This is a genomic window from Falsihalocynthiibacter sp. BN13B15 (assembly GCF_041205415.1).
Classification (GTDB): Bacteria; Pseudomonadota; Alphaproteobacteria; order Rhodobacterales; family Rhodobacteraceae; genus Falsihalocynthiibacter; species Falsihalocynthiibacter arcticus.
On the sequence record NZ_JBGFCE010000012.1, the window covers coordinates 94104 to 118101 of the forward strand.

Annotated in this window: 25 protein-coding genes and 1 tRNA gene; 12 read left to right on the plus strand and 14 right to left on the minus strand. The window is 53.4% G+C overall.

Annotated elements, in window-relative coordinates; all coding sequences use genetic code 11:
• The first annotated feature begins 6 nt into the window (after nt 1-6).
• Genes accB through aat form a run of 3 tightly spaced genes read left to right on the plus strand, consistent with a single transcriptional unit; the run spans nt 7 to nt 2551 of the window.
• Entirely contained in the window at nt 7-489 is a 483-nt protein-coding gene (gene accB, locus AB9F26_RS17515; protein ID WP_039002528.1) for an acetyl-CoA carboxylase biotin carboxyl carrier protein, read from the plus strand.
• 10 nt (nt 490-499) lie between these two features.
• Nucleotides 500-1846, plus strand: coding sequence for an acetyl-CoA carboxylase biotin carboxylase subunit (accC, locus tag AB9F26_RS17520; protein ID WP_039002529.1), 1347 nt, complete (start codon nt 500-502; stop codon nt 1844-1846).
• 54 nt (nt 1847-1900) lie between these two features.
• Nucleotides 1901-2551, plus strand: coding sequence for a leucyl/phenylalanyl-tRNA--protein transferase (gene aat / locus AB9F26_RS17525; RefSeq protein ID WP_369768612.1), 651 nt, complete (start codon nt 1901-1903; stop codon nt 2549-2551).
• Here aat and AB9F26_RS17530 read toward each other — a convergent pair.
• The 5 genes from AB9F26_RS17530 to AB9F26_RS17550 all read right to left on the minus strand — a co-directional run bounded on the left by AB9F26_RS17530 (nt 2479) and on the right by AB9F26_RS17550 (nt 6035).
• Nucleotides 2479-3000, minus strand: a complete 522-nt coding sequence (locus AB9F26_RS17530; RefSeq protein ID WP_369768613.1) for a DUF2155 domain-containing protein — start codon at nt 2998-3000, stop codon at nt 2479-2481. The genes aat and AB9F26_RS17530 overlap by 73 nt on opposite strands.
• Nucleotides 2997-3446: an outer membrane lipid asymmetry maintenance protein MlaD gene (mlaD, locus tag AB9F26_RS17535; protein WP_335585754.1), complete on the minus strand. Its 450-nt coding sequence runs from the start codon at nt 3444-3446 to the stop codon at nt 2997-2999. The genes AB9F26_RS17530 and mlaD overlap by 4 nt, the downstream gene beginning before the upstream one ends.
• A 2-nt stretch (nt 3447-3448) precedes the next feature.
• On the minus strand, nt 3449-3823 hold the full coding sequence (locus AB9F26_RS17540; RefSeq protein ID WP_369756587.1) for an NADH:ubiquinone oxidoreductase subunit NDUFA12: 375 nt from the start codon (nt 3821-3823) through the stop codon (nt 3449-3451).
• Nucleotides 3824-3989: 166 nt separating this feature from the next.
• The gene (clpX, locus tag AB9F26_RS17545) at nt 3990-5255 is read right to left on the minus strand and encodes an ATP-dependent Clp protease ATP-binding subunit ClpX (RefSeq protein WP_039002609.1); all 1266 of its coding nucleotides are present in this window, start codon (nt 5253-5255) and stop codon (nt 3990-3992) included.
• 159 nt (nt 5256-5414) lie between these two features.
• Complete coding sequence (locus tag AB9F26_RS17550; protein ID WP_039002536.1) at nt 5415-6035, minus strand: ATP-dependent Clp protease proteolytic subunit; 621 nt, start codon at nt 6033-6035, stop codon at nt 5415-5417.
• Between the two features lie 234 nt (nt 6036-6269).
• Here AB9F26_RS17550 and AB9F26_RS17555 point away from each other — a divergent pair, with 234 nt between their 5' ends.
• From AB9F26_RS17555 to hisH, 3 genes are all read left to right on the plus strand, one after another.
• On the plus strand, nt 6270-6815 hold the full coding sequence (locus tag AB9F26_RS17555; RefSeq protein WP_369768614.1) for a pseudouridine synthase: 546 nt from the start codon (nt 6270-6272) through the stop codon (nt 6813-6815).
• A 96-nt stretch (nt 6816-6911) separates the two neighbouring features.
• Entirely contained in the window at nt 6912-7499 is a 588-nt protein-coding gene (gene hisB / locus AB9F26_RS17560; RefSeq protein WP_335585757.1) for an imidazoleglycerol-phosphate dehydratase HisB, read from the plus strand.
• Nucleotides 7500-8138, plus strand: coding sequence for an imidazole glycerol phosphate synthase subunit HisH (gene hisH / locus AB9F26_RS17565; protein WP_335585758.1), 639 nt, complete (start codon nt 7500-7502; stop codon nt 8136-8138).
• Between the two features lie 45 nt (nt 8139-8183).
• Here hisH and AB9F26_RS17570 read toward each other — a convergent pair whose 3' ends face one another.
• Nucleotides 8184-8567: a DUF2147 domain-containing protein gene (locus tag AB9F26_RS17570; RefSeq protein WP_369768615.1), complete on the minus strand. Its 384-nt coding sequence runs from the start codon at nt 8565-8567 to the stop codon at nt 8184-8186.
• Nucleotides 8568-8717: 150 nt separating this feature from the next.
• Here AB9F26_RS17570 and hisA point away from each other — a divergent pair, with 150 nt between their 5' ends.
• The 3 genes from hisA to AB9F26_RS17585 all read left to right on the plus strand — a co-directional run bounded on the left by hisA (nt 8718) and on the right by AB9F26_RS17585 (nt 10585).
• Entirely contained in the window at nt 8718-9449 is a 732-nt protein-coding gene (hisA, locus tag AB9F26_RS17575) for a 1-(5-phosphoribosyl)-5-[(5-phosphoribosylamino)methylideneamino]imidazole-4-carboxamide isomerase (RefSeq protein WP_369768616.1), read from the plus strand.
• Between the two features lie 66 nt (nt 9450-9515).
• Nucleotides 9516-10280 carry an imidazole glycerol phosphate synthase subunit HisF gene (hisF, locus tag AB9F26_RS17580; RefSeq protein ID WP_039002543.1) on the plus strand — a complete coding sequence of 255 codons (765 nt, stop codon included), beginning with the start codon at nt 9516-9518 and terminating at the stop codon, nt 10278-10280.
• Nucleotides 10277-10585, plus strand: a complete 309-nt coding sequence (locus tag AB9F26_RS17585; protein ID WP_369756590.1) for a phosphoribosyl-ATP diphosphatase — start codon at nt 10277-10279, stop codon at nt 10583-10585. Before hisF ends, AB9F26_RS17585 begins: the two co-directional genes overlap by 4 nt.
• On the opposite strand, the gene AB9F26_RS17590 is transcribed toward AB9F26_RS17585, so the two are convergent.
• From AB9F26_RS17590 to rlmB, 3 genes are all read right to left on the minus strand, one after another.
• Nucleotides 10582-11007, minus strand: coding sequence for a CoA-binding protein (locus tag AB9F26_RS17590; protein WP_369756591.1), 426 nt, complete (start codon nt 11005-11007; stop codon nt 10582-10584). The two genes, AB9F26_RS17585 and AB9F26_RS17590, sit on opposite strands and share 4 nt — an antisense overlap.
• Before the next feature lie 177 nt (nt 11008-11184).
• Nucleotides 11185-11640, minus strand: coding sequence for a YHS domain-containing (seleno)protein (locus AB9F26_RS17595; RefSeq protein ID WP_369768617.1), 456 nt, complete (start codon nt 11638-11640; stop codon nt 11185-11187).
• Nucleotides 11641-11736: 96 nt separating this feature from the next.
• A complete protein-coding gene (gene rlmB, locus AB9F26_RS17600) occupies nt 11737-12516 on the minus strand; it encodes a 23S rRNA (guanosine(2251)-2'-O)-methyltransferase RlmB (protein WP_335585763.1) in 780 nt (259 codons plus the stop codon).
• 112 nt (nt 12517-12628) lie between these two features.
• On the opposite strand from rlmB, the gene AB9F26_RS17605 reads away from it, so the two are divergent.
• A tRNA-Tyr gene (locus AB9F26_RS17605) sits at nt 12629-12712 on the plus strand.
• 169 nt (nt 12713-12881) lie between these two features.
• Here AB9F26_RS17605 and AB9F26_RS17610 read toward each other — a convergent pair.
• The 3 genes from AB9F26_RS17610 to AB9F26_RS17620 form a co-directional block, all read right to left on the minus strand.
• Nucleotides 12882-13838 (minus strand): substrate-binding domain-containing protein, encoded by a 957-nt coding sequence (locus AB9F26_RS17610; RefSeq protein ID WP_335585764.1) that lies wholly within the window; start codon nt 13836-13838, stop codon nt 12882-12884.
• An 88-nt stretch (nt 13839-13926) separates the two neighbouring features.
• Entirely contained in the window at nt 13927-14946 is a 1020-nt protein-coding gene (locus AB9F26_RS17615; RefSeq protein ID WP_335585765.1) for an ABC transporter permease, read from the minus strand.
• Nucleotides 14939-16465, minus strand: coding sequence for a sugar ABC transporter ATP-binding protein (locus tag AB9F26_RS17620; RefSeq protein WP_369768618.1), 1527 nt, complete (start codon nt 16463-16465; stop codon nt 14939-14941). The genes AB9F26_RS17615 and AB9F26_RS17620 overlap by 8 nt, the downstream gene beginning before the upstream one ends.
• A gap of 212 nt (nt 16466-16677) precedes the next feature.
• Between AB9F26_RS17620 and AB9F26_RS17625 the strand changes: the two genes are divergently transcribed.
• Complete coding sequence (locus tag AB9F26_RS17625; protein WP_335585767.1) at nt 16678-17715, plus strand: LacI family DNA-binding transcriptional regulator; 1038 nt, start codon at nt 16678-16680, stop codon at nt 17713-17715.
• 57 nt (nt 17716-17772) lie between these two features.
• Nucleotides 17773-18540, plus strand: a complete 768-nt coding sequence (locus AB9F26_RS17630; protein WP_335585768.1) for a TerC family protein — start codon at nt 17773-17775, stop codon at nt 18538-18540.
• Here AB9F26_RS17630 and AB9F26_RS17635 read toward each other — a convergent pair.
• Nucleotides 18534-21983 (minus strand): translocation/assembly module TamB domain-containing protein, encoded by a 3450-nt coding sequence (locus tag AB9F26_RS17635; protein ID WP_369768619.1) that lies wholly within the window; start codon nt 21981-21983, stop codon nt 18534-18536. The two genes, AB9F26_RS17630 and AB9F26_RS17635, sit on opposite strands and share 7 nt — an antisense overlap.
• Nucleotides 21980-23827 carry an autotransporter assembly complex family protein gene (locus tag AB9F26_RS17640; protein WP_369768620.1) on the minus strand — a complete coding sequence of 616 codons (1848 nt, stop codon included), beginning with the start codon at nt 23825-23827 and terminating at the stop codon, nt 21980-21982. The genes AB9F26_RS17635 and AB9F26_RS17640 overlap by 4 nt, the downstream gene beginning before the upstream one ends.
• Nucleotides 23828-23998: the final 171 nt, after the last annotated feature.

The following is a 23998-nucleotide window of genomic DNA, read 5'->3' on the forward strand; positions in this document are numbered from 1 at the left end:
GACGGCATGACAAAAAATCACGATTCAGATGTGGCATTCATTAAGGCCCTTGCAGAACTTCTAAATGAAAACGATCTCACCGAGCTGCATGTCAAACGCGAGTATGGCGACGACGATTGCTTGAATGTTCGTGTTAGCAAACAAACCAATGTTGTTGCCGCCGTTGCAGCCGCCCCCGTTGCAGCCCCTGCTGCGGCTGTGGCTTCTGCACCCGCATCCGCTCCCGCGGTCGTCAGTGAAGATCCGTCTGACCATCCCGGCGCGGTGCCTTCACCCGTTGTTGGAACCGCTTATATGGCGGCCGAACCCGGTGCAGCTAATTTCGTAAGTGTGGGTAGCAAAGTTACCGAAGGCGACACATTAATGATCATCGAAGCGATGAAAACAATGAACCATATTCCTTCCCCTGCGTCCGGCACGGTTAAGCGGATTTTGATCACCGACGGCGACGCCGTTGAGTATGGCCAACCATTGATGATCATCGAATAAGGCGCGCCCTATGTTTGAAAAAATTCTAATCGCCAACCGTGGAGAAATCGCGCTACGCGTGATCCGCGCTTGTCGCGAGATGGGGATCAAATCGGTCGCCGTCCATTCCACTGCGGACTCAGACGCCATGCATGTGCGCATGGCCGACGAAGCAATCTGTATTGGCCCCCCTTCCAGCACCGACAGCTATCTCAATGTGGCGGCCATCATTGCGGCCTGTGAAATCACAGGCGCTCAAGCGATCCACCCCGGCTATGGCTTCCTGTCTGAAAACGCGGCATTTGTGCAGGCTCTCGAAGACCACGACATCGCGTTCATCGGCCCGACGTCGGAACACATTCGCACGATGGGCGATAAAATCACCGCCAAAGAGACCATGTTAAAACTTGGCGTGCCTTGCGTTCCTGGCTCAATCGGGGGCGTCCCTGATTACGAGACCGCGCAAAAAGTTGCAAACGAAGTTGGCTACCCTGTCATCATCAAGGCAACAGCAGGCGGCGGTGGTCGTGGCATGAAACTTGCCAAATCCGCAGCCGATCTCGAAGTTGCCTTCCGCACGGCACGTTCTGAAGGCAAGTCGGTGTTTGGCAATGACGAAGTCTATATTGAGAAGTATCTCGGCACGCCGCGTCACATCGAAATCCAAGTCTTTGGCGACGGCAAAGGCAAAGCCGTGCATTTGGGCGAGCGGGATTGTTCGCTCCAACGTCGCCATCAGAAAGTTTTTGAGGAAGCCCCCGGCCCGAGCATCACCCAAGAGTTGCGGGACAGAATCGGTAAGGTCTGTGCGGACGCCTGTGCGCGGATCAATTACGTTGGCGCAGGTACGATTGAATTCCTCTACGAAAATGGGGAGTTCTATTTCATCGAAATGAACACCCGCCTTCAAGTTGAGCATCCGGTCACCGAAGCCATTTTTGGCATTGATCTGGTGCGTGAGCAAATTCGGGTGGCTTCTGGCCTTGAAATGTCCTTTGGCCAAGATGACCTTGTCATCAACGGTCACGCGATTGAGGTACGGATTAACGCCGAACGCCTACCGAATTTCGCCCCGTGCCCTGGGCGTATCACGCAATTCCACGCGCCGGGTGGCTTGGGTGTCCGTATGGATAGCGCACTTTATGACGGCTACACGATCCCCCCTTATTACGACAGTTTGATTGGCAAATTGATCGTCCACGGGCGTGATCGCCCCGAAGCGCTCGCACGTCTGCAGCGGGCCTTAGGCGAGCTGATCGTCGATGGCGTCGCGACCACCTTGCCGCTGTTTGACATGCTGCTCGCGGAGGAAGACATCCAAACGGGGAATTACGACATCCACTGGCTGGAACGTTGGCTCGAAGCAAACCTTTCTTGAGAATCACACGCCTGCCCTTATTCGGGTGGGCGTTTTCATATGCTGAGACTGGGAATGTCTGACCCTTTAACGCCAGAAATATTGCTCAATGGCTACGCGTCTGGCGTATTCCCGATGGCCGAAAGCCGCGAAAATCCTGATATATTTTGGGTCGACCCCCACCGCCGTGGAGTTATTCCCGTCGATGGTTTTCACATTTCACGTAGTTTGGCGCGTACCTTGCGAACCTCGTCGTTCGACATTCGAATCAACAGCGATTTTTCTGGAACAGTTGCGGCATGCGCGGATCGAGCTGAGACATGGATCAATGCCGAAATTTTTGATCTCTACCAAGAACTGCATCGATTGGGTTTTGCGCATTCAATCGAAGTTTGGGACACCCACACCCTTGTCGGCGGGGTTTACGGCGTCACATTAGGGGGAGTATTTTTTGGAGAAAGCATGTTCTCACGTCGCCGTGACACCTCAAAAATCGCTCTGGCCTATCTAGTAGACAGGCTTTGTCGGTGCGGTTTCACCCTATTTGACACACAATTTGTCACGCCCCATCTGCTCTCACTCGGAGCACAGGAAATTCCAAGAGAAACCTACCGGAAACGCTTATTTTCTGCGCTCCGAGTCGATGCGAATTTCTACTCAGCAGGAGCGATATCGTCGCCCGAAGACGTTTTGCAATGCAACACCCAGACGTCATACCGCGAGTGATCCAACGCATTGAGCGCAGGAGCGGACCCAATCATCCAGCCCTCAAAAACGATTTCACCCTGCAGGCGATCTTCAATAGTCAGATAGGCGAATGCATCACCAGAGGGATTGTCCTGCGGGTAACGACACTCTTTTAAAGTGACTAGCAATGGACCGACCATAAAGCTTTCGCCTATCGCCAGTTCAAAGTCCTGAAGCTCAGTACTCACCCGATCTAACCCGCGCAGAACAGCACCCGTACCTTGAGACACCTGCTCGACGGATTCAGTCTCAACGCTTTCTAGAAAAGGATCGCCGTTGGAATTTAGGACGTCTAGGCTGCGGTTCTCAGTCGTGATGCCAATGATCCCCAACTCTTCGTCAAAGGACGGCGAGGGCTCTTCAATAATGGTCTGAGCAAATGCCGGCATTGCGCAAAAAGCCAAAACTGCACACAGAGAGCGGGTCATTCCGCGCCGCTCCCGGAGACAAATTTCATCAACAACGATATGAGACTGACTGCACCTTGTGTATCTTCAATTTCGGCACCGGCTTGGAAGTTCGAAAGTGATCCGCCGGGACTGACTTCAACGAAATTACCGCCCAACAAACCCTCTGAGGCAATAGTTATGGCACTATCATCCGGCAGTTGGATACCATCGAAGAGCGTTATTTCAGTGTCCGCGAAAAATGTCTGCGTGTTCAAGGCCATTTTGGTGACGGATCCGATTTTTACACCGGCAAGACGCACGTCTGAGCCAACGGTAATACCTTCTGCGGAACGAAAGCTTGCAGACAATTCATAGCCAGCGCGGCTACTTCCAAATCCAGTTGCTTGTCCCGCAAAGATCAGAAACCCTGTAGCAACAACCAAAACGGCACTGCCCACTATGATTTGAGCTGGAGAATCGCTCATTGTTATTCTGGCTGCCAAGCTTCGTAATCTGCGCGACTCGCAGGTGAAGCTTGCCGCAGCGACCCTGTCGGCGCATATGCCGCGAGCGTGCCCGTTGTGTTCTTTTGGTGCGGTTTCTCCCAAACCTTATGAGCCAAAGGCGCATCGGTCGGCGTGTCGTTCCATGTGAAATGCAGCCAACCATGCCAATCTGGCGAAACTTTGCTCGCGTCGATATCACCGTTAAAGATGACCCACCGTTTGGAGCCGTCCTTGTTTTTGTAAAATAAATTACCAGCGGCATCTTCGCCAACTTTGGTCCCTTTGCGCCACGTAAATACACGTGTCCCCAAAGTTTCTCTGTTCCACCATGTGATCAAGCTGAGAATAAAGCGCATAGGAGTCTCCGACAATCGTTGGGGTAGATATGCCGCAACTCGCGCCTGAGGTCTAGTCCATACGCGCGAAGGTAAGGCAATTTGCCGCTGAAGCCAATTTATCAGGTATCTAGCGGTTAAATAGTTCTGGGAAAGAGATACTCCTCTTCCCAGAACTCGAGTTTCATTAGCCCGCGCTTACGGGCTCAGCTTTTTCATCACCATGGACCAAAAGAGGCGACGCGTCGCTTAAGACAGCTTCTTCGTTTACAACCACTTCCGTTACGCTGCCCATATCTGGGAGTTCGTACATTGTATCCAGAAGGATTTCTTCAAGAATGGACCGAAGCCCCCGCGCGCCCGTTTTGCGTTTGATGGCGCGACCGGCGATAGCTTTGAGGGCGTCGTCGGTGAACTTCAATTCCGCGTTTTCAAGTTCAAACAACAGCTGATATTGTTTGACCAGCGCATTTTTAGGCTTGGTCAAAATCGTCACCAGCGCATCCGCGTCAAGATCCTCAAGAGTTGCAATCACAGGCAGGCGCCCGACAAACTCAGGGATTAAACCGAACTTTAAAAGGTCTTCTGGCTCCAACTCTTGGAAAATCTCCCCAACACCCCGATTGTCGTTATTGCGGACATCGGCACCGAATCCCATCGCGCTACCTTTACCACGGGCAGCAATGATCTTGTCGAGGCCGGCAAACGCGCCGCCACAGATGAACAGAATATTAGTGGTATCGACCTGCAAAAATTCTTGCTGTGGGTGCTTACGCCCCCCTTGTGGAGGCACGGAAGCAACCGTCCCTTCCATAATTTTCAGAAGCGCCTGCTGTACACCCTCGCCCGACACATCGCGAGTGATCGACGGATTGTCAGATTTGCGTGTAATTTTATCGACTTCGTCAATATAGACGATGCCACGTTGCGCGCGTTCAACATTGTATTCGCTGGCCTGAAGCAATTTAAGGATGATGTTCTCGACATCTTCCCCGACATAGCCCGCTTCGGTCAAGGTTGTGGCGTCCGCCATGGTGAACGGAACGTCCAAAATGCGTGCAAGTGTTTGCGCGAGCAAGGTCTTCCCGCAACCCGTTGGGCCAACCAACATAATGTTGGACTTTGCAAGTTCGATGTCGCCTGTACCACCGGAGTGGTTCAAACGTTTATAGTGGTTATGCACAGCAACGGCGAGCACACGCTTTGCGTGCGCCTGGCCAATAACATAATCATCAAGAACTTCACAAATATCACTCGGTGTCGGAACGCCATCCGTGGCTTTCAGACCGCTAGACTTGGTCTCTTCGCGGATGATGTCCATGCAAAGTTCAACACATTCATCGCAAATAAAGACCGTTGGTCCTGCAATAAGTTTACGAACCTCATGCTGACTCTTTCCACAGAAAGAACAGTAAAGTGTGTTTTTGCTGTCGCCAGTCGTCGTTTTTGCCATGGTGATCCTTTGTTTGATCTCTGGTGGCCGCATTGCGCCCAGTCAAACCGTAATAAACGTTGTTTAGGCTGCCTTAGGCCCTAGCTTAGGACAGCCAATTTTCTTGTACAACGGCAAAATCATTGTGCCGTTAACGCATCGGTAGAAACCAACGCGCCCTTATGCGTCGCTTTTTTCGCGATTCTCAACGATCTCATCAATGAGACCCCAGTCTCTAGCTTCTTCTGCAGACATGAAATTATCACGCTCAAGCCCGTCGACGACGGTCTTCATATCTTGACCTGTATGTTTGACATAAATGCCATTCAAGCGGTCCTTGAGTTTTTGTGTTTCCTGAGCATGGATAAGAATATCCGTCGCCTGCCCTTGGTATCCGCCCGAAGGTTGGTGCACCATGATACGGCTGTTGGGCAGAGAATAGCGCATGCCTTTGGTGCCCGCCGCAAGCAAAAGTGACCCCATAGACGCCGCTTGCCCAATGCACAAAGTGCTCACTTTGGGTTTGATGTATTGCATCGTGTCATAGATCGACAATCCAGATGTCACCACGCCGCCGGGGCTGTTGATGTACATCGAGATTTCTTTCTCGGGGTTTTCGGCCTCAAGGTGCAAAAGCTGGGCCACAACAAGCTGACTCATCCCGTCATGAACGGGGCCATTTACGAAAATGATCCGCTCTTTGAGCAAGCGGGAGAAAATGTCATAGGCGCGCTCGCCGCGACTCGTTTGCTCGACCACCATGGGCACGAGGTTCATATACGTCTCAACTGGGTCGTTCATATTTGCCTGCCTACTCTTTGCGTCTTCACGTCAACGCGGATCCACTTAGCTTAGAAGTAGTAATAGTCCCAACAGGGACCTGCAAGGGCTGCCCTGTCACTTTACCGCGCGAAGGTTGTAATTGCCCTGATAAAGGGAAAATCTTATCAAAATGGTAATATTCGATAAAATGTGAAGGAAATTTTATACTTTCCCACCTGTTGCCCCCTTCGCTTTGCTCTGGCATTTAGGGGCATGACTCTGATCCTTTTCAACAAACCCTTTGATGTGCTTTCGCAATTTACGGACGCGGGCTCGCAAGGCAGTACGCGCCAAACCCTTTCTGATTTCATCAAAGTTCCAAAAGTTTACGCTGCGGGACGCCTTGATCGGGATAGTGAAGGCCTGTTGCTTTTGACGGACGACGGCAAATTGCAAAACAAGATTGCCAGCCCGAAATTCAAAATGGAAAAAACCTATTGGGTGCAAGTCGAAGGCACCCCGAGCGACGCCGATATCGAAAACCTGCGCCGTGGTGTCGCCCTCAAAGATGGCCCGACCAAACCCGCCAAAGTGGAGCGGATGACGGAACCAACAGGACTTTGGCCCCGAATCCCCCCTGTTCGATTCCGCAAAACGGTGCCCGATTGTTGGCTTTCGATCACGATTTCAGAGGGCCGCAATCGCCAAGTCCGTCGCATGACGGCCCATATTGGGGCCCCCACATTGCGCCTGATCCGCTACAGAATCGGCGATTGGTCCATCGAAGGGCTCGAAAATGGCCAATGGCGTGAGGCCTAGAACACAAATTCAGAGGGCTTTCGTTCACCGTTAAGTGCGCTCTTTATCTGGTCGCCCTGCACGCCTATAAGATGGAAAAAACTTAGGAGACCTGACATGCGGACCGCAAAAATTACGCGCAAGACTGCAGAAACCGATATTTCGGTCGAAATCAATCTCGACGGGACCGGACTGTACGACAACAAAACGGGTGTGGGCTTCTTTGATCATATGCTGGATCAACTTGGGCGGCACGCGCTCATCGATCTGACCGTCCGCGCCAGCGGCGATTTGCACATCGACGACCACCACACCGTCGAGGACGTGGGAATCGCGATTGGTCAGGCTTTGAGCCAAGCGCTTGGTGATAAACGAGGGATTCGACGCTATGGGTCTTTCCTGTTGGCGATGGATGACTCGCAAATCCGCACTGCGCTGGACCTCTCTGCACGGCCCTATTTCATTTGGAACGTCGACATGCCAACGCCAAAAATTGGCACCTTCGACACCGAATTGGTCCGCGAATTCTTTCAGGCCCTCAGCACCCACGGCGGCATCACCCTGCATGTCGACAAATTGCACGGGTTCAACAGCCACCACATCGCCGAGGCGACCTTCAAATCGGTGGCCCGCGCATTGCGTGAAGCGGTTGAAATCGATCCGCGCAAAGCGGATGCGATTCCGTCGACAAAGGGTGCGTTGTAAATGCTCACGGCGATCATTGACTATGACAGCGGCAACTTGCATTCGGCCGAAAAAGCGTTCCAACGCATGGCCTCCGAGACAAACGCGGGTGACGTCATCGTCACTTCCAACCCGGCCGATGTCTTGCGGGCGGATCGAGTTGTCTTGCCCGGAGATGGCGCGTTTCCTGCCTGCAAAGCCGAGCTTTTTGACCACACGGGATTGTTTGAAGCCTTAGAGGAGGTCGTCGTTGCACGGGGCCGCCCCTTCATGGGGATTTGCATCGGGATGCAGATGCTTTCAACCACAGGCCATGAGTATACAGACACCGCGGGATTTGATTGGATCGGCGGCGATGTCGTCAAAGTCGCCCCTTCGGACCCCACGCTAAAAGTCCCGCATATGGGGTGGAACGACCTCGTTTTGGATCACCCCCACGAAGTGCTGGAGGGGATTTCGACGGGTGATCACGCCTATTTTGTCCATTCGTTTCATTTCCGCGTCAAAAATCGTGCCCACCGTTTGGCGCATGTGGATTACGCCGAAGAAATCACCGCGATTGTCGGACGTGACAATTTGATCGGCATGCAATTTCATCCGGAAAAATCCCAACAAACGGGACTGCGGATGATTGCCAACTTCCTGAAATGGAAACCCTAAAACATTAAAAGCCCCGCCAATCGGCGGGGCTTTCTCACATGGCGCTTAATTCACGCGCGACCACGTTTGTTTCTTACAGATAGGGCCAACACAGCCCGAAACTTTAAGCGTATTGCCGTTCAAAGCCATTTTGGACTTATACACTTTGTCTTTGGAGGGTTGCCAAATTTTGCCGCCCGCATAGGCCCCCTCGCCCTTCACGCTCATATCCCAAACCAACTGCTTGCCGATGTTCGGCGATTTGGTTTCCCCCGAAGAATCAAAGGTGCGCGCAATCACGCCGCAAATTTTGTCGCCACAGGTCGCAACGGCGATATGGGCATAGGCCCCATCATCGACTTCGGTTTTCCATGTGCCGTCAATCGGATCCGCAAACCCTGCGCCGACAGATAGAACAAGCGCTGCTGCGGCTGTAAGTAGTGTTTTCATTCTGTATCCTCCCGTTTCAAAGCAAACCTGCGCCAGAATTCTCGCTTCGATCAACCATGACGTTGGGTCGCATTTTTCGCGCCATAGCTTTTGCTTTCCCACAAGAACCATGTCAAAAGGCGCTAACTCAGCTCAAAACAGGCCAGTTTCATGATCCTCTATCCCGCCATCGACCTCAAAGACGGCAACGCCGTGCGCCTGTTCAAGGGCGATATGGACCGAACCACCGTTTTCAACGAAAACCCAGCGGCCCAAGCGCTGGAGTTTGTTGAAGCTGGGTGCGAGTGGCTCCATCTGGTTGACCTAAACGGCGCATTCGCGGGCGAGCCAGTCAACGCCGCCCCTGTTGAAGCGATTCTGAAGCAATGCCGCGTCCCCGCCCAACTTGGCGGCGGCATCCGCGACATGGCAACCATCGCGCGCTGGATCGACAAAGGCCTCGCCCGCGTCATCCTTGGAACCGTCGCCGTTGAAAACCCCGACCTCGTGCGCGAAGCCGCCCGCGAATTCCCTGGAAAAGTTGCTGTTGGAATTGACGCGCGCAATGGCCGAGTGGCCACCAAAGGCTGGGCAACGGAAACCGATGTGATGGTCACAGACCTCGCTAAATCCTTTGAGGATGCAGGCGTTTCCGCGATCATTTACACCGATATCAACCGCGATGGCGCCATGAAGGGTCCCAACGTCGAAGCCACAGCCGCCCTCGCCCGCGCGGTGACCATTCCCGTTATCGCCTCAGGCGGCGTCAGCTCCTTAGCCGACCTGCGGGCGCTTCGCGATTGCGGAGCTTCCCTCAACGGTGCGATTTCCGGTCGTGCGCTCTATGATGGCGCGATCGACTTGGCCCAAGCGCTCAAAGTGCTAAAAGGCGAAACCGCTTAACGCCCCCTAGTCGGGAAGCGGTGTTTCCCCTATGACAAAGAAATCCTTCACCACGGAGCCGCCGCCATGCTCAAGACCCGCATCATCCCTTGCCTAGATGTCGCCGAAGGGCGTGTCGTGAAAGGCGTGAACTTCGTCGATTTGATCGACGCGGGCGACCCCGTGGAAAGCGCAAAAGCCTATGACGCTGCGGGTGCCGACGAGTTGTGTTTCCTCGACATCAAAGCCACCCACGAAAATCGCGGTACCATGTATGATTTGGCGCGGCGCACGGCGGAACATTGTTTCATGCCGCTTACAATTGGCGGCGGTGTGCGTACCCGTGACGATGTCCGCAAATTGCTGCTCTCTGGCGCGGATAAAGTGAGCTTCAACTCCGCCGCCGTTGCCAATCCCGACGTGATCGCCGACGCGGCAAACCATTTCGGAAGCCAGTGCATCGTGGTCGCCATCGACGCGAAAACCGTGTCCCCTGGCAAGTGGGAAATCTTTACCCACGGTGGCCGCAAAGCGACCGGTATTGACGCGGTTGAATTTGCGAAAAACGTTGTTTCCAAGGGCGCTGGGGAAATCCTGCTCACCTCGATGGATCGTGACGGAACCCGTGCAGGCTTCAACTTGCCCCTTACCCGCGCGATTTCGGATGCGGTTTCTGTACCGGTGATTGCCTCAGGTGGTGTCGGCACGTTGGATCACCTCGTCGAAGGTGTGACACTGGGCGGAGCCTCCGCAGTACTTGCCGCGTCGATCTTTCACTTTGGGGACTACACCATTCGCGAGGCCAAGGAATACATGGCCGCGAATGGTATCAATGTGAGGCTAGACAGATGAGTGAAATCGCAAAACTTGCCCAGACAATTTCCGAGCGTGCCAGCGCCGACCCAACCGGCAGCTGGACCGCGAAACTCCTCGCTAAAGGCCCCGAAAAATGCGCCGAGAAATTTGGTGAGGAAGCCGTTGAGGCGATCATTGCTGCGGTAAAAAACGACAAAGACGAACTCGTCAAAGAGAGCGCCGACGTGCTTTTTCACTTGCTGGTTATGTTGCAGTCGCGCGGCGTATCCCTTGCGCAGGTCGAAGCCGAATTGGCCCGCCGCGCAGGAACGTCAGGGATTTCCGAAAAGGCATCGCGTTAACCAAACAGGCGCGGATACTCGATTTTCGGACAGCGGTTTTGAATGACAGTAACGCCCCGCGCCTCTGCAAGTTCCGCCGCTTGCGCATTCTCTATCCCCAACTGCATCCAAATCACCTTGAGATTCGGAAAGCGCGCAAGGGCTTCCTCCACAACGGGCAACACATCTTCGCTTCTGCGGAAAATATCGATCATATCGACTTGGATATCGGCCTCAATTGCCGTCAAACTGGTGCGGACGGGTTCGCCCAACAGCGTCTGCCCCACATAGACGGGATTAACAGGAATGATGCGAAACCCCTTATCCTTCAGGAACTCAGAGACGTAATAACTCGCTCGTTCCGGTTTTTTCGACATGCCAACACAGGCAATGACCCTCGTGTCGGTAAAGATTTCGCGCAGCGTTTGATCTGTATGTTTCATCCCTAAAACCTTTCGAATCGTCCCATTTCACACAAGAAAAAACGCCCGAACTGGGGAAAGCTCGGGCGCTAGTGTGGAACGAGGGACAGTATTTGCGAGGGTGTTCCAAACCCTACTCTTTAAAAAATGGGTACTGAGTTCAAAATGTTAAGGGTTTCTCAAGAAAACGTGATCACACTACATCAATGCTGAAGGCCAGAACCCATTGGCAAGAGCGATATTGCCCGGCATATCTTCCTGCCAAACACTTCGAACCGTTGTGTTGTAGTTTAGGTACAAGCGGTCTTTGTGTATCGTCCATGCATCGGGTTCCGTGGTTGCAACAGCCCCTTTGGACATCGCATAGGCGCAATAGCCCCCGTATTTGGGAGCATAGGCACGCGGGTTCCCCATAAAGATCTCAGCGTTGTGCATCGACGAAAACACCCACATCGCGCCTTCCCATTTCACCGCATATTTCATCATCCCCTGCACGGGTTTGCTTTCAGTAAAATAGGCAACGGGATCATAGCCATTGATGGCCACCCCGTGGGTATTGAACACGTAGTCATTGCCCGCAAAAGCGGGTGGCGCAACGAGAGCCGCAAGCGGGGCAGCGCCCGCCATTGCGAGGAAATGGCGACGAGAGAACATGAGAATCCTTTCTGTTGCTCTAAATTTGGCAACAAATGGCAAAGAACCCAAGACCCCTAACGCAACCGTGACAGCCCGCGAGAAAGACGTCAGCGCCTATTTCGGGCGAACAGCATAGAGCGCGACCGCAGCAGCATTGGAAACATTCAACGACCCGAAGTCGGCCGCATAGGGAATTTTCGCTAACTTATCAACGGTTTCCTTGGTTTTTTCCCGCAAGCCAGGCCCCTCGGCCCCAAAGACCAAAGCGATGGGACGGTCCGTCATACCGACAACCGCGTCCTCAATAGACTCCTCGGCATCGCCATCCAAACCGACAACCAAATAGCCCATTTGTTGCAGTTTTTCGATGGCATCCGCGAGATTGCGAATCCGCAGATACGGCTGACGCTCTAGCGAGCCGGAAGCGGTCTTTGCCAATGCACCCGTTTCCGGAGCCGAGTGGCGTTCTGGTGCAATCACGGCCCGCGCCCCAAACACTTCCGCAGAGCGCAGAATTGCCCCAACGTTATGTGGGTCCGTCACGCGGTCCAACAGGATCACACGTGGCACCTGACCGTCCGCAGCAAGGCAGACTTCCTCAATCGGCCCCCAATCGAGCGGCTTAACTTCCAATGCGGCGCCTTGGTGAACTGACTGGGGATCAAGCGGGGCGGAAAATTTGCGTGTGGGCACGATTTCCGGCTCCATGCCGCTGGCCAAGATGTCACTCTCTAAACGATCATACGCGTTTTGGGTGACCATCAATCGCAGCCGTTCCCGATTGGGGTTGCGCAAAGCGTCGCGCACGGCGTGAATCCCAAACATCCAAACGCGAGAGGCCCGTGCCAAGCGTTTGTCCTGCTCTTTTTCAATCACCCATTTAGGTTTATCCATGGTCCACCGCCTTTAGTTTATTGCGCCGCGGACAATGCGCAGAGCCTAGGTGTAGATGCAAGGTATTTTCCTGTTGACGCCCCAATCTAGGGCTAGTATCTCACCCCTTGTTGGGCGATAGGCCGCAAGGTGTGGCAGGGGACTGTAACTCCCTCGAGGCGACTCACGCCTGGTTCGATTCCAGGATCGCCCACCATTTCAACGCTTTGCGTTGTAAAAATTGGCTTCGGAAATGTTCACGCATTTTCGAGGCCATTTTTTTTGCCCTGCGGTTTTCCAAGCGTTCACAACCAGCCCGAATCAAAAAAGGGAGCCCCGAAAGGCTCCCCCGTATTCCCGTCTTCACTGTCTGATCTTGGGAGAATCTAGAAAGGAGAGTCGGGGAAATAGAAGCTTGCTGCGTTCTCGGGCGTGATCAAAGTCGCACCCAGAATATAACGACCAGAAACCGGACCGTTGGACTTGAAGGCGGCAACGGTTACATCCATCGCCGTGGCGATCATCGCTGGTGGATACAGGACGTCAACTGGTATCAATGTTTCACCATCCATGATCGATTTGATGGTTTCTTTCATGCCAGCACCGCCGACAACAAACATGCCGTCACCGTCGCGACCAGCTTGTTTCAAAGCCGCCACAACACCGATGGCGATGTCATCGTCTTGGGCCCAAACCGCATCGATATCGGGGAAACGGCTTAGGAAGTCTTGCATGACTTCAAAACCGTCGTCGCGATTCCAGTTGGCGTGTTTGTGGTCGAGAATATTCACGCCGGAGCCTTCCATTTCGGCCATGAACGCATCGAACCGCTCATTGTCGATGATGGTTGGAATCCCGCGTAGAACAACGATGTTATCGCCTTCTTTCAAACGCGTTTTCATGTATTGCGCCGACACGCGACCCAATTCAGGATTGTTGCCCGCAACATAAATGTCTTCGATTCCGGGCAAGCTCAGGCCACGATCCACAACCGTGATCAGGGCGCCAGTTTTTTTGACGTTCAAAACTGGATCCGTCAGTGGCTCGGACTCAAACGGCAGGACCACAAGTGCGTCGATTTGGTGAACCGAGACAAGATCCTCAATCGCGGAAGCCTGAGCACCGGGATCTGGCGAGTTCACAAGGATAAGGTCTACGTCTGGATACAGAGCTTCGAGACGCGCTTCGGCTTGTTCTGCGTGCCAGTTCATCCCAGCCGCCCAAGCATGGGTTGGCGTTGGGTATGAGACCCCAATTTTAATTTGGTCCTGCGCGATTGCGGCGCTGGCAAGGGCCATGGCCCCCGTAACTGCGGCGACGAATAGTGATGTTTTCAGTTTCATAATCTTCCTCCCTAAGTTTCAATCTTAGCCGCCCTTTTTAGGTCCGGCCCCTTCTTTTGTGCGCCTCTCCTTGACGCACATTTCAACGCTAGGATTTTGGCTTGGATTTTTTGCCCCAGTCCGCGCGCTGCAACCAAACGGCGATAATAATAATCAGACCTTGCATTGTGCCGTTCAGATAATTCGAAATCATATCCGTAAAGTTCAGGATATTGCCAATGGTTGTCAGGATCAGCGCCCCCAAAATCGTGCCGCCAATCCGCCCGTAGCCGCCCTTGAGGACCGTGCCGCCGATGATCACCGCAGCAATCGCCTCCAACTCCCAAAGGACACCCGTCGTTGAGGAGGCCGAGCCAAGACGCGGGACATAGATAATGGTTGCCATTGCCACGCAAAGCCCTTGGATCACATAGGTCCATGTTTTGATGCGGTCGACTTTAATCGCCGAATACCGCGCCACGCTTTCGGAGGAGCCAATTGCCGTGCAATAGCGGCCAAAGGCGGTTCGGTTAAGCAAAACCCAGCCCGCGATCGACACAAAAATGAACACCCAAACCGGTACGGGCAGCCCAAAGAACGCCTCATAATAAACTGGGCGATAGGTTTCACGGATGCCATAATCCAACGACAAGGTGCCGCCGTCTGCGAAATAGGTCACAAGCGAGCGGAAAATCCCCATGGTCCCGAGGGTGACAATAAAGGCTTCGATTTTTCCTTTAGTGGTCAGAAATCCGTTTGCCCAGCCAGCGCCAACGCCCAAAATTACACTCACACCGCAGCCCAAAAGAACCGTCGCGACACCTGTGCCCATGATTTCAACTGCGCTGTTCATCACGATGATCATCACGCCGGCGATAACCGCAGCCATGGACCCAACCGAAAGGTCAATTCCACCAGCTGTAATAACGAATGTGGCGCCAATCGCGATGATGCCGATAAACGCGGACCTCGTGAGGAGATTGGTGATATTACCTTCACTCAAGAACGCTGAATTCAGTGAAAATCCAACGATACAGAGCAATATCAACGCGATCGCTGGCCCAAGTGTTTTAAAATCGACTGACGAAAGCCAGCTTTTTGTTTCTGTGGTTGTGGCTGAATCAGACATCCCGCACCTCTTCCTTCAGACCAGCGGCATAGCGCACGATCTCTGTTTCATTAATGGCGTCGCCCGTCACAGACCCCATGATACGCCCGTCGCGCATCACAAAAACGCGGTGGCAAATGCCGATAATTTCCGGCATCTCTGATGAAATCACGACCACAGACATTCCCTCAGCCGCGAGGGCCGCGATGAAATGATAAATCTGCTGCTTGGTGCCTACATCGATACCGCGCGTGGGTTCGTCGATGATAACAACACGCGGATTACACTCCATAACCTTGGCGAGAAGAAGTTTCTGTTGGTTGCCGCCGGACAAATCGCCAGCTTTGACGTTGGGGTCACGCGCGCGAATATCAAAGCGGCGCACACCGCGTGCCAGCGCCTTCTCTTCGGCTCCTTTGTCCAACATGAAATTCTTCACAAATTTTGGCAGCGCAAGCAGGGTCATGTTCTTTTGCATCCCCTGCTCCATGAGCAAGCCTTTGGATTTACGATCTTTCGTGAGGTAAACCACGCCTGCATCGCGGGCTTGGGCCACAGACGAAAACCGCACTTCGGCGCCGTCGATTTTGATCGTGCCACTTTCGATTTCCGAGAGGCCACAAATCGACTCAAAAACTTCCGAGCGCCCTGACCCAATCAGCCCCGAGAAGCCCAAAACTTCGCCAGCTCGCAAATCAAAACTGATGCCACGCACATTCTTTGTCGTTAAATTAGAAACTTCCAAAACGCGCGGCGCGTCCACATCAGCTTCTTGAATTGGCGGATAAAGATCGGACAATTCGCGCCCAACCATCATCTGTGCCATCGAATCCAGTGTGAATTCATCTGCTGGCTTGGTTGCGATCCATTGTCCATCGCGCAAGATTGTAATGCGATCCGAGATTTCTTTCACTTCTTGCAATTTGTGCGACACAAACATAATCGCCGTGCCACGCTTCTTTAACTTCGCGACTTGTTCAAAGAAAACACTGGTTTCCGCTTCAGTCAAAACCGCTGTTGGTTCATCCATAATTAATACGCGCGCATTGCGGCTAGTGGCTTTGACGATCTCAACCATTTGCTTTTGAGCAATGGAAAGACTCGAAATTCGCGCCTTGGGAGAGATGTCTAAGCCAACGTCGGAAAACATCTTTTGAACCTGTGCAGTCATCTCCCGACGGTTCAAAACCCCGTTACGCACGATCTCGCGACCTAAGAAAATATTTTCTTCAACGGTCATTTGTTCGGCCAAGTTTAGCTCTTGGTGAATAAGAACAATCCCAAGGTCTTCTGCTTGCCCGTTGGGTGGCAAGTTAACCTCTTCGCCGTCAACACGCAGAGTGCCCGAGGTTGCGGGGATAAAACCAGACATCACTTTCATAAGCGTGGATTTCCCCGCGCCGTTTTCCCCAATCAACGCATGAACTTCCCCTGCGCGCAGATCAAAGCTGATACTAAACAGAACAGGTATCGCACCAAAAGACTTGCTTACCCGCTCTGCGGACAGCACTGGCGTATCATGGAAACCTCCATCGGCCATGTCTTCTCCTCCCCCTAGAACAAGTCGCCTCCCGCGCTTTGTTCCCAATTATGAAAACCTTTTCAAGAATAATGTAAACCTTTTCATAAACTCCTGTAAACCTTTTCATTGCTCTTTTGTGCCGTCCCGTTTTAAACTCCTCAAACTTGCTGCAACCATTGGACTTTTAACATTATTTTGAAGTTCGAAATTTCAAAAAGGCCACACTGACTTTGGAACAACCCTCTCCAAGACCCGCCACAATCGAGGATGTCGCAAAACTTGCGGGTGTCTCGATTGCGACAGTGAGTCGAGCGATTCGGATGCCAGAAAAAGTGGCCGAAAGCACCCGCAAGAAGGTCACGGCGGCCATCGCAAGGACGGGCTACACGGCAAACGCTATGGCACAAAACCTGCGCATGCAGCGCTCGCAAATGGTGATGGTTCTAGCCCAGTCGATTGCCGACCCCAATTTTCCAGGCATCCTAACGGGCCTCGAAAAAGTCGCCAAGGCGCGGGGGTATGGCGTTTTGATCGGGAACACGGAGGGGGATGTTTTACTTGAGGAAAAGCATCTGCGCTTCCTTTCAACGGGTATGGCTGACGGCTTAATCCTTCTAACAGGCCACCTCCCTGTCGCAGGTTGGTTGCAACACCCAACAACCAAAATTCCGCCAATGGTGGCGGCCGCGCGTCCGATCAATCGCCCTGACATAAGCTATGTTGGCGTCAATGATGCTGCTGCCTCCAAAGTTGCGACCGACTACCTTATTTCCCTTGGTCATAAGAGAATTGTTTACGTCTCAGGCCCCCCCGGCGACGCCCTCTCGGAACATCGCCATCGGGGATATTGCGAGGCCCTCACGGAGGCTTTCAATCAAAGTTCTGTTTGGCGGGTTCAGGGCGATGGCACCACCGAGGGAGGCCGCAGCGCAATCGAACGCCTGTTTATCCGCGACACCCTCCCCACGGCCTTTTTCTGCTACAATGACAATACCGCAATCGGGGTGATCGCCGCGCTGCAATCTCGTGGTTTCAATGTCCCTGCCGATTTTTCGGTCGTAGGGTTCGACGACATCCCCTTCGCCAATAATATAACGCCTTCTCTCACAACAATCCGTCAGCCTCGCAGCCAAATTGGCGAGATCGCGATGACACATTTGTTGGACTTCCTCCCCACGCGCAGCATCCCCACAGAGACGTCCCTCCTCCACGGCGACCTGATTGTGCGGGGGTCTTGTTCAGCCCCGCGCATGAAACCTTTGGACTAATCCCTCAAAAATCTTGTAAGTGTCGGATCGTAACGCGACCAACATTTGAGGTTTTCCATGATCGACCTACTCCTTTCACCCCAAGCTTGGGCTGCTCTTTTGGCGCTTGTGACACTTGAGATCGTCCTTGGAATCGATAACCTCATCTTCATTTCAGTGGTCTCAAGCAAGCTTCCAGAGAAGCAACAGCGCCATGCCCAAAAGATCGGTATCTCCCTCGCGCTTATCCTGCGACTTGCGTTGCTTTCCGTTATTTCCGTGGTCGTTGGCCTCACCGCCCCTGTGTTTGACTTGGGAATTACAGGACCACTCGACACCCACGGAACCCCCGCGTTCGAAACCGCTTTTTCTTGGCGCGATATCATTCTCATTTCTGGCGGCGTATTTCTTGTATGGAAAGCGACCACCGAAATTCAGCACAAAGTTCAACCCGACCCCGCCAATACAATGTTCAAATCCAAAGAGGTCGCGAGCTTTGCCTCCGTCGTCACCCAGATCATCATTCTGGATGCGGTTTTCTCAATCGACAGTATTTTGACGGCCATTGGGATGACATCGGAATTGCCAATTATGGTGGTCGCGGTGGTTATCGCCGTGGGCGTTATGTTCCTCGCGGCGGGTCCCGTGTCGTCCTTTGTGAACGCCAACCCCACCGTGGTGATGTTGGCCCTCGCCTTCCTTCTGATGATCGGCATGGTCCTTATCGCGGATGGGTTCGGCCACCACCTGCCAAAAGGGTATATTTACGCCGCGATGGCCTTTGCGGCCTTCGTCGAAATGCTCAACCTATTGGCGCGAAAACGAAAACACGCGCATGCTCAGTAGTCGGTGTTAAAAAATATGCCAATCGAGGAACTACCGTCGCTGCTGGTGGTTCCTTTGGCTATAAGTTTTTCAGTCAAATCCAAGTTGAGCGAGATTTCAGTATCGCCTTGGGCGCTGACGGCAATGTTTGAATAGACGTTCTCGGTGAGGTGTTTGCCGACATTTAGAGTCGCCACGCCATCCTCGTTTGCATCCAGTTCGAAGTCATCTACGGGAAGGTTCTCGCGCAGTTTGCCGATGACACTTGTGCCGCCGCGTCCCGCCAATGTCGCAACCGCCGAGGCCAGTTGGAGCGATTGAAACGGCGTCATGTCATCGATGGAAACCCCGAAGAAGATCATCGCAAGCACTTGGTCCTCGGGCGCTTCGGGCGACGATTCAAAGGTGATTTCAGGCTCAGACAAAAAGCCCCCCACAACAATGCTCGCCTCTCCATCTGGAATGGTCGTCGTTGCGCGTAAATTTAGACGGGGATCGAGGCTACCTTCGAGAAGGACTTCACCATCCGTCAACTCAAAGCGCCTCTCCAGAATGTTAATGCGCCCGCGTTGAAGTTCAAAGGCACCGACCGAAACAATATTGGCTGTGGTGCCCGTAAGCCTAATTTCCCCGCCAAGTTCCGCGTCGATCCCGCGCCCACGAATGAAGATTTGCCTTGGCGCAGAAATTGTCACATCCAGCGGATACACTGGTCCGCCCGAATTCCCAGAGGCTCCGGTTTTCTCGGGTTTTTTGTCGAGACCGGCCCGCTCAAGGGTAGCCCGAACGGCAGCGGAGGCTCCAATATGATCCATTTGTGGAATGCTGGTGACCGAGGCAATGCTGCCTGCGGGCACGGTAATTTCCGTGACGCCAATGTCGATCAATCCCGAGATAAGCGCCCCTCCAAGCAACGGTCCGTTCACCGCCACGTTCCCGTTTACCGACGTGGAATACAGGGCGGGGTCGGACAACTGAATCGCCTGAAGCGCCAGCGCCAAATTCGCCTCGTATCCACCAACCAACGACATCCCCCCCTGCACCGTCAAAGACCCACCTGAGGACACATTCGCCTTGGCATCAATGTTTACGCTGGAATTGTTGAGGGTGACTTGGGCGCCAAGGTCTTTGAGCGCAAGTTGGAAATTCGGTGCCACAACCTCGGAGTTCGAGATGGTAACCTGTCCCGAAACGGCATTCAGACTTGGAACGCCCTTTATCGCCAAATCAAATTGCGCGGTCCCCGACAGGGTCCGCGGAGTGATAAAGGGGCCAGCAAGGCCAAGCGGTGCGCTTCCAGACACCTTCATATCCAAACTTTGGTCCTCCAAAACCAACCCTTCGGCCTTCGCGGAAATCCCCATCGAGCCATTCACATTCGTTGATACATGCCAATCCGCACCTTGTTTTTTGAGTGTCCCGTCGAGATCCACACTCCCAGGCAAAGCCGCAACAATTGCGCCAAGATCGTCTAAATGCGCCTGAATGGACATGTTCGCATTCGGGCCTGTGACAAGCCCAGAAACTTTGGCCGTGGTGCCCAGTGGCCCGGTCATTGACGTGTCCAGAACGACGCCGTCCGCGCTTAGATTGGCTGTCCCTTCAAGGGTCACGCCCCCTGGATATTGTGGCAAAATCAGTGCCAAGTCACGTAACTTGGCTTCGTAAACAAACGTGCCGTCATCTGCGTCGACGTCTGCATGCGCGTCCAGTGAAAGTTCCGGTGTTGTGATTTTAAAGGCGCGTAGGGTCGTGCCTTCGCTGTCGCGCGCGGCATCGAGATAGATATTTCCGACCCCGGCAATCAACGGGTCAGCTTGGGAAATCCCCACGGCCAAATCCTGCGTCTCTCCTTCGATTATGACGTCAAAAATACCTGAAAGAGCTTCGACACTGCCCGAAACAGACAGGTTTGCTCCCCCCGCGATCGGTTGTTTTGCGAGGGCCGCGAATTGCGAAAGATCATCTATAGTTAGCGCCGCTTTTAGGTCAGTGGGAAGCCCGTCCGATAGGCCGCCAATATCGAAATCGCCGCTAAAAGCCACGCCCTTGCCTTCAACAGAAACGTTATGAACAACCAAAGGCGTTTGCGGTTTGTATGCCACATAGGCGCGCCCTTTCAAGGTCGTCCCTAAGGCCTGTGACAACGCCGGATCCGCCAGAACAAGGCCTTCAGTCGCAAAGGTAACATTTGCGTTTACACCAGTGACTTTGTGTACTTTGCTTTCAAATTCTCCTGCCATCGACAGCCGGGCTGACGCAAGTTCCACCTCATCTCGAACAAGGTTAACAAGGCCCAAACTCCCCTGCCAACCCGATCCTTTGTGGGCGTCATAACTGAGGTTAAGATTCAAACTATCAACAAGTGTTTTCGACCCCGACAAAGGAAGAAGCACGGGCGTGCCGTCTTTGGTTTTCACGTTTCCCTTAATGTTTAGCAAGGTTGGCCACATTTCGGGAGAAAGGCGCGCGCCCCCTTTCAAATCAATAGTTTGCGCTTGAAGAGAGAAGTTCTCAAGATCCAACGCGCCGCTGGGTTCCCGTGCCCCTTCCAAGTTCAAGGACAAGTCTGGACCAAAAAACGAGCGATATTCGGGCGCAAAAAGCGCGGTGACATCACCGCCGAGCTTAAGCTTGAACCCTTGCGATTTTTGCGGTGTTGCCCCTTCGGATCCGACCACGCCAAAAGGGGTTTGAATGAGTTCAACACTGCCTTCGATGTTCTTTTCACCCGCACTCGCGAGGAAAAATTTGGCGGTAAAATCAGCAAGCGGACCGTGCCCCGTAATTGAGGCCTCCAGCGCGGGCGTGTCAGGAATTTTCAATAGTTGGGCAACAATTCCGCCCGCATCTTCGCTAAAATCAAACTCGACATCCAGCGCCTGCGTGTCCCGCGCATAGCCTCCGCTAAATGTAAATTCTCCGTCCGCGTCGTCAGTACGCTGCGCCGAAAATGTGGCCTGTCCCGAGCCCCCTTCCAAGCTTGCCGACGCGTCCAAAGACAGCTCAAGCGCCCTCCCAACAATGTCTTTTCCCAATTTGACTTCAGGCACACTTACGTTCTTAATGTCGATGGAGACAGGTAATTCCGGCAAGCTAAATTCAGTTGCCTCCGCTGCGGGGGCTTCGCTAGGAACGGCGATTGGTTTTCGAACGACTTCAATCCGATCTGCGGTCATTTCCCTGACGATCACCCGCCCCCTTAGAAGCGCGGCGCGTTCCCAATTCAAAGAAGCGCCCTCGACGATCAACCAGATGCCGTCGCTGTCGGCGATCGTTAATTTTTCCATCGTGGCGACTGAACTCAATGCGCCTTTAAAGCCGGTAATTCTGACGATCCGTCCTTCCCCACTCAGGCTGTCTTCGAGTTGTGTTTGCAAAAAGCCACCGCGTTCTTCTTCCTGTGCAAACACTGGAGACGCGAGGCAAAAACACAGGGCGGCAATAGCGATAAGGGATTTCAAAACGCTTCTCCAATTCCTATGTAAAACTGAACGCCACTCGCGTCAAAACTGCCACCAACGGGTGCAGCCACGTCGAGTCTGATCGGGCCAATTCCCGTGTCATAGCGTGCGCCAATCCCTGCCCCGACTTGCCATTCGCCCGAACCATCGGGCGTGGAATTCGCACCGACATAGCCAATGTCGGTAAATCCTACCACGCCAAAACCGCTGTCAAACATCTGGCGCAATTCCGCCGACATCCCCGCAAAACTCCGCCCCCCCGTGACCGTTTCCCCGTTCACAACAACACCAAGCGATTGATACGGAAAGCCACGGACTGTGTCACTCCCGCCAGAATAGAACAGGAAGTTGGCGGGTGTATCCTCAATAGAGGTGCCCACGATTGAACCAAGCTGTCCGCGCAACGCTATGACTGTATTTTTCGATTCGCCGAAGCCAAAATACGTGCGCGCGTCAATATAAGCGCGCAAACCGGTGCGCGCGCCCTCTACGTCGACATAGGGCAAAAGGGTTGGGCGAATAAAATATCCGCTGGTGGGGCGCAGAGCATTGTCCCGATAGTCGATTGTTCCTTCATACAACCCGGTCAGCAGCGTGTAAGTATCCTTGCCAAAGACGGTTTCTTCACGCGCATGGAGCAACCCCATTGAAAACTGGTATTGATATTCGTCGGTCACATAGCGCTGGATACCCACGCCGAGGATCGCTTGTTCAAGGTTGTATGTTTCTTCATCTATGGTCGCGAGACTGCCGAGGGCAAAAAAGTCTGTGTCGCGCGCAAAGGCTGCGGGCCGTTCGTAGCGGGCAGTAATGTTGAATTCCGAACGCCCTTCGGCGCCGCCATAAGAACTGCCAATGCCGCTGACTTCGCCCTCGAAACGCAACTTGTCCGCGGCGCCCGTCAAATTGCGATGCATCCAATAGGCCGTGACCGTTGCGCCTTCATCCGAAGAAATTTCGCCGCCAAATCCAAACCTTCGTGGGATTTGATCTTGAACCTCCACTTCGATAGGAAGCGCCCCGTCGGCATTAATCTGTTCACCCTCAGTCAAAACAACCGACCTAAACGCGTCCGTGCGCCGCAAACGCGTTTCCGCGTCTTTAAGATCTTCGGGCGAATAGATTTTCCCCTCTTCGATCCCCAAGATCGCGATCACCCGCTCTGGACGGACGTTTTCGCTACCTGAAACGGTGACTTTTCCGATCCGCGCGAGGCGACCCGTTGCCAATTCCACCTCGGCATTAAAGAGGTTGGAATTGTGGTTCACTGTGAATTTCTGTTTATTTGGCACAACTTTTGGGTAGCCTGAGTCTTTCCAGTCGGAAACCGCCCCTTGGACGCTGCTTTCCAAAACTCTGGTACTCGCAACTTGTCCCGTTGCAAACTCTGGCGGGAGTTTGGACGCAGGTGCGAGCGGGGCGATCTGGGCTTTTCCGAACTTAAATTCGCTCCCCGTCGTCACGGTGATCGTTACTTGAGAAATACTTTGGGGCGGTGAAATCGTCGACAAACCACTGGCTTCGCGGCCATCCAGCTTGATGGAAACCGTCGAACCAAAATAGCCCAACTCATAGAGAACCGCCAAAATCCGTTGATAATCAGCTTGTGCCGAGGCCAAAACGTCCAGTGTGTCCACCTCATCGGAGGTCGCCAACGGCGTCAAAAGCGCTTGGGCTGCAACTTTATCCTGCAACTCTTTGGAGGCAGGTGTCAGCGACAAATCCAATTCGAGTGCCCCAACGGGGCCTAAACTGGCGGTCAAAACCAAACCACTTAAAAGGAGGCGAGGATGAAGTTTTAGGGCCGAAGCGGGGCACCAGAGCAGGGAAGAGATTTTGGTCACAAAACAATCCAACTTGCGAAGGGGACATCGCACAAGCATTCTTCGCGCTATCACCGTAAAAACATGAAGCGACTTTAACACAGACTTAAAAGAAAAGAAGAGCACAATGCAGTTATCACCGACTGCACAGCAGAACGCGGCGCACACCTAAAAAAAGGAATGCAAAATCTG

What these genes read in the sequence shown, in the direction of transcription:
- accB (WP_039002528.1), top strand. Translation starts at nt 7, where the DNA reads ATGACAAAAAATCACGATTCAGATGTGGCATTCATTAAGGCCCTTGCA.
- accC (WP_039002529.1), top strand. Translation starts at nt 500, where the DNA reads ATGTTTGAAAAAATTCTAATCGCCAACCGTGGAGAAATCGCGCTACGC.
- aat (WP_369768612.1), top strand. Translation starts at nt 1,901, where the DNA reads ATGTCTGACCCTTTAACGCCAGAAATATTGCTCAATGGCTACGCGTCT.
- AB9F26_RS17530 (WP_369768613.1), bottom strand. Translation starts at nt 3,000, where the DNA reads ATGACCCGCTCTCTGTGTGCAGTTTTGGCTTTTTGCGCAATGCCGGCA.
- mlaD (WP_335585754.1), bottom strand. Translation starts at nt 3,446, where the DNA reads ATGAGCGATTCTCCAGCTCAAATCATAGTGGGCAGTGCCGTTTTGGTT.
- AB9F26_RS17540 (WP_369756587.1), bottom strand. Translation starts at nt 3,823, where the DNA reads ATGCGCTTTATTCTCAGCTTGATCACATGGTGGAACAGAGAAACTTTG.
- clpX (WP_039002609.1), bottom strand. Translation starts at nt 5,255, where the DNA reads ATGGCAAAAACGACGACTGGCGACAGCAAAAACACACTTTACTGTTCT.
- AB9F26_RS17550 (WP_039002536.1), bottom strand. Translation starts at nt 6,035, where the DNA reads ATGAACGACCCAGTTGAGACGTATATGAACCTCGTGCCCATGGTGGTC.
- AB9F26_RS17555 (WP_369768614.1), top strand. Translation starts at nt 6,270, where the DNA reads ATGACTCTGATCCTTTTCAACAAACCCTTTGATGTGCTTTCGCAATTT.
- hisB (WP_335585757.1), top strand. Translation starts at nt 6,912, where the DNA reads ATGCGGACCGCAAAAATTACGCGCAAGACTGCAGAAACCGATATTTCG.
- hisH (WP_335585758.1), top strand. Translation starts at nt 7,500, where the DNA reads ATGCTCACGGCGATCATTGACTATGACAGCGGCAACTTGCATTCGGCC.
- AB9F26_RS17570 (WP_369768615.1), bottom strand. Translation starts at nt 8,567, where the DNA reads ATGAAAACACTACTTACAGCCGCAGCAGCGCTTGTTCTATCTGTCGGC.
- hisA (WP_369768616.1), top strand. Translation starts at nt 8,718, where the DNA reads ATGATCCTCTATCCCGCCATCGACCTCAAAGACGGCAACGCCGTGCGC.
- hisF (WP_039002543.1), top strand. Translation starts at nt 9,516, where the DNA reads ATGCTCAAGACCCGCATCATCCCTTGCCTAGATGTCGCCGAAGGGCGT.
- AB9F26_RS17585 (WP_369756590.1), top strand. Translation starts at nt 10,277, where the DNA reads ATGAGTGAAATCGCAAAACTTGCCCAGACAATTTCCGAGCGTGCCAGC.
- AB9F26_RS17590 (WP_369756591.1), bottom strand. Translation starts at nt 11,007, where the DNA reads ATGAAACATACAGATCAAACGCTGCGCGAAATCTTTACCGACACGAGG.
- AB9F26_RS17595 (WP_369768617.1), bottom strand. Translation starts at nt 11,640, where the DNA reads ATGTTCTCTCGTCGCCATTTCCTCGCAATGGCGGGCGCTGCCCCGCTT.
- rlmB (WP_335585763.1), bottom strand. Translation starts at nt 12,516, where the DNA reads ATGGATAAACCTAAATGGGTGATTGAAAAAGAGCAGGACAAACGCTTG.
- AB9F26_RS17610 (WP_335585764.1), bottom strand. Translation starts at nt 13,838, where the DNA reads ATGAAACTGAAAACATCACTATTCGTCGCCGCAGTTACGGGGGCCATG.
- AB9F26_RS17615 (WP_335585765.1), bottom strand. Translation starts at nt 14,946, where the DNA reads ATGTCTGATTCAGCCACAACCACAGAAACAAAAAGCTGGCTTTCGTCA.
- AB9F26_RS17620 (WP_369768618.1), bottom strand. Translation starts at nt 16,465, where the DNA reads ATGGCCGATGGAGGTTTCCATGATACGCCAGTGCTGTCCGCAGAGCGG.
- AB9F26_RS17630 (WP_335585768.1), top strand. Translation starts at nt 17,773, where the DNA reads ATGATCGACCTACTCCTTTCACCCCAAGCTTGGGCTGCTCTTTTGGCG.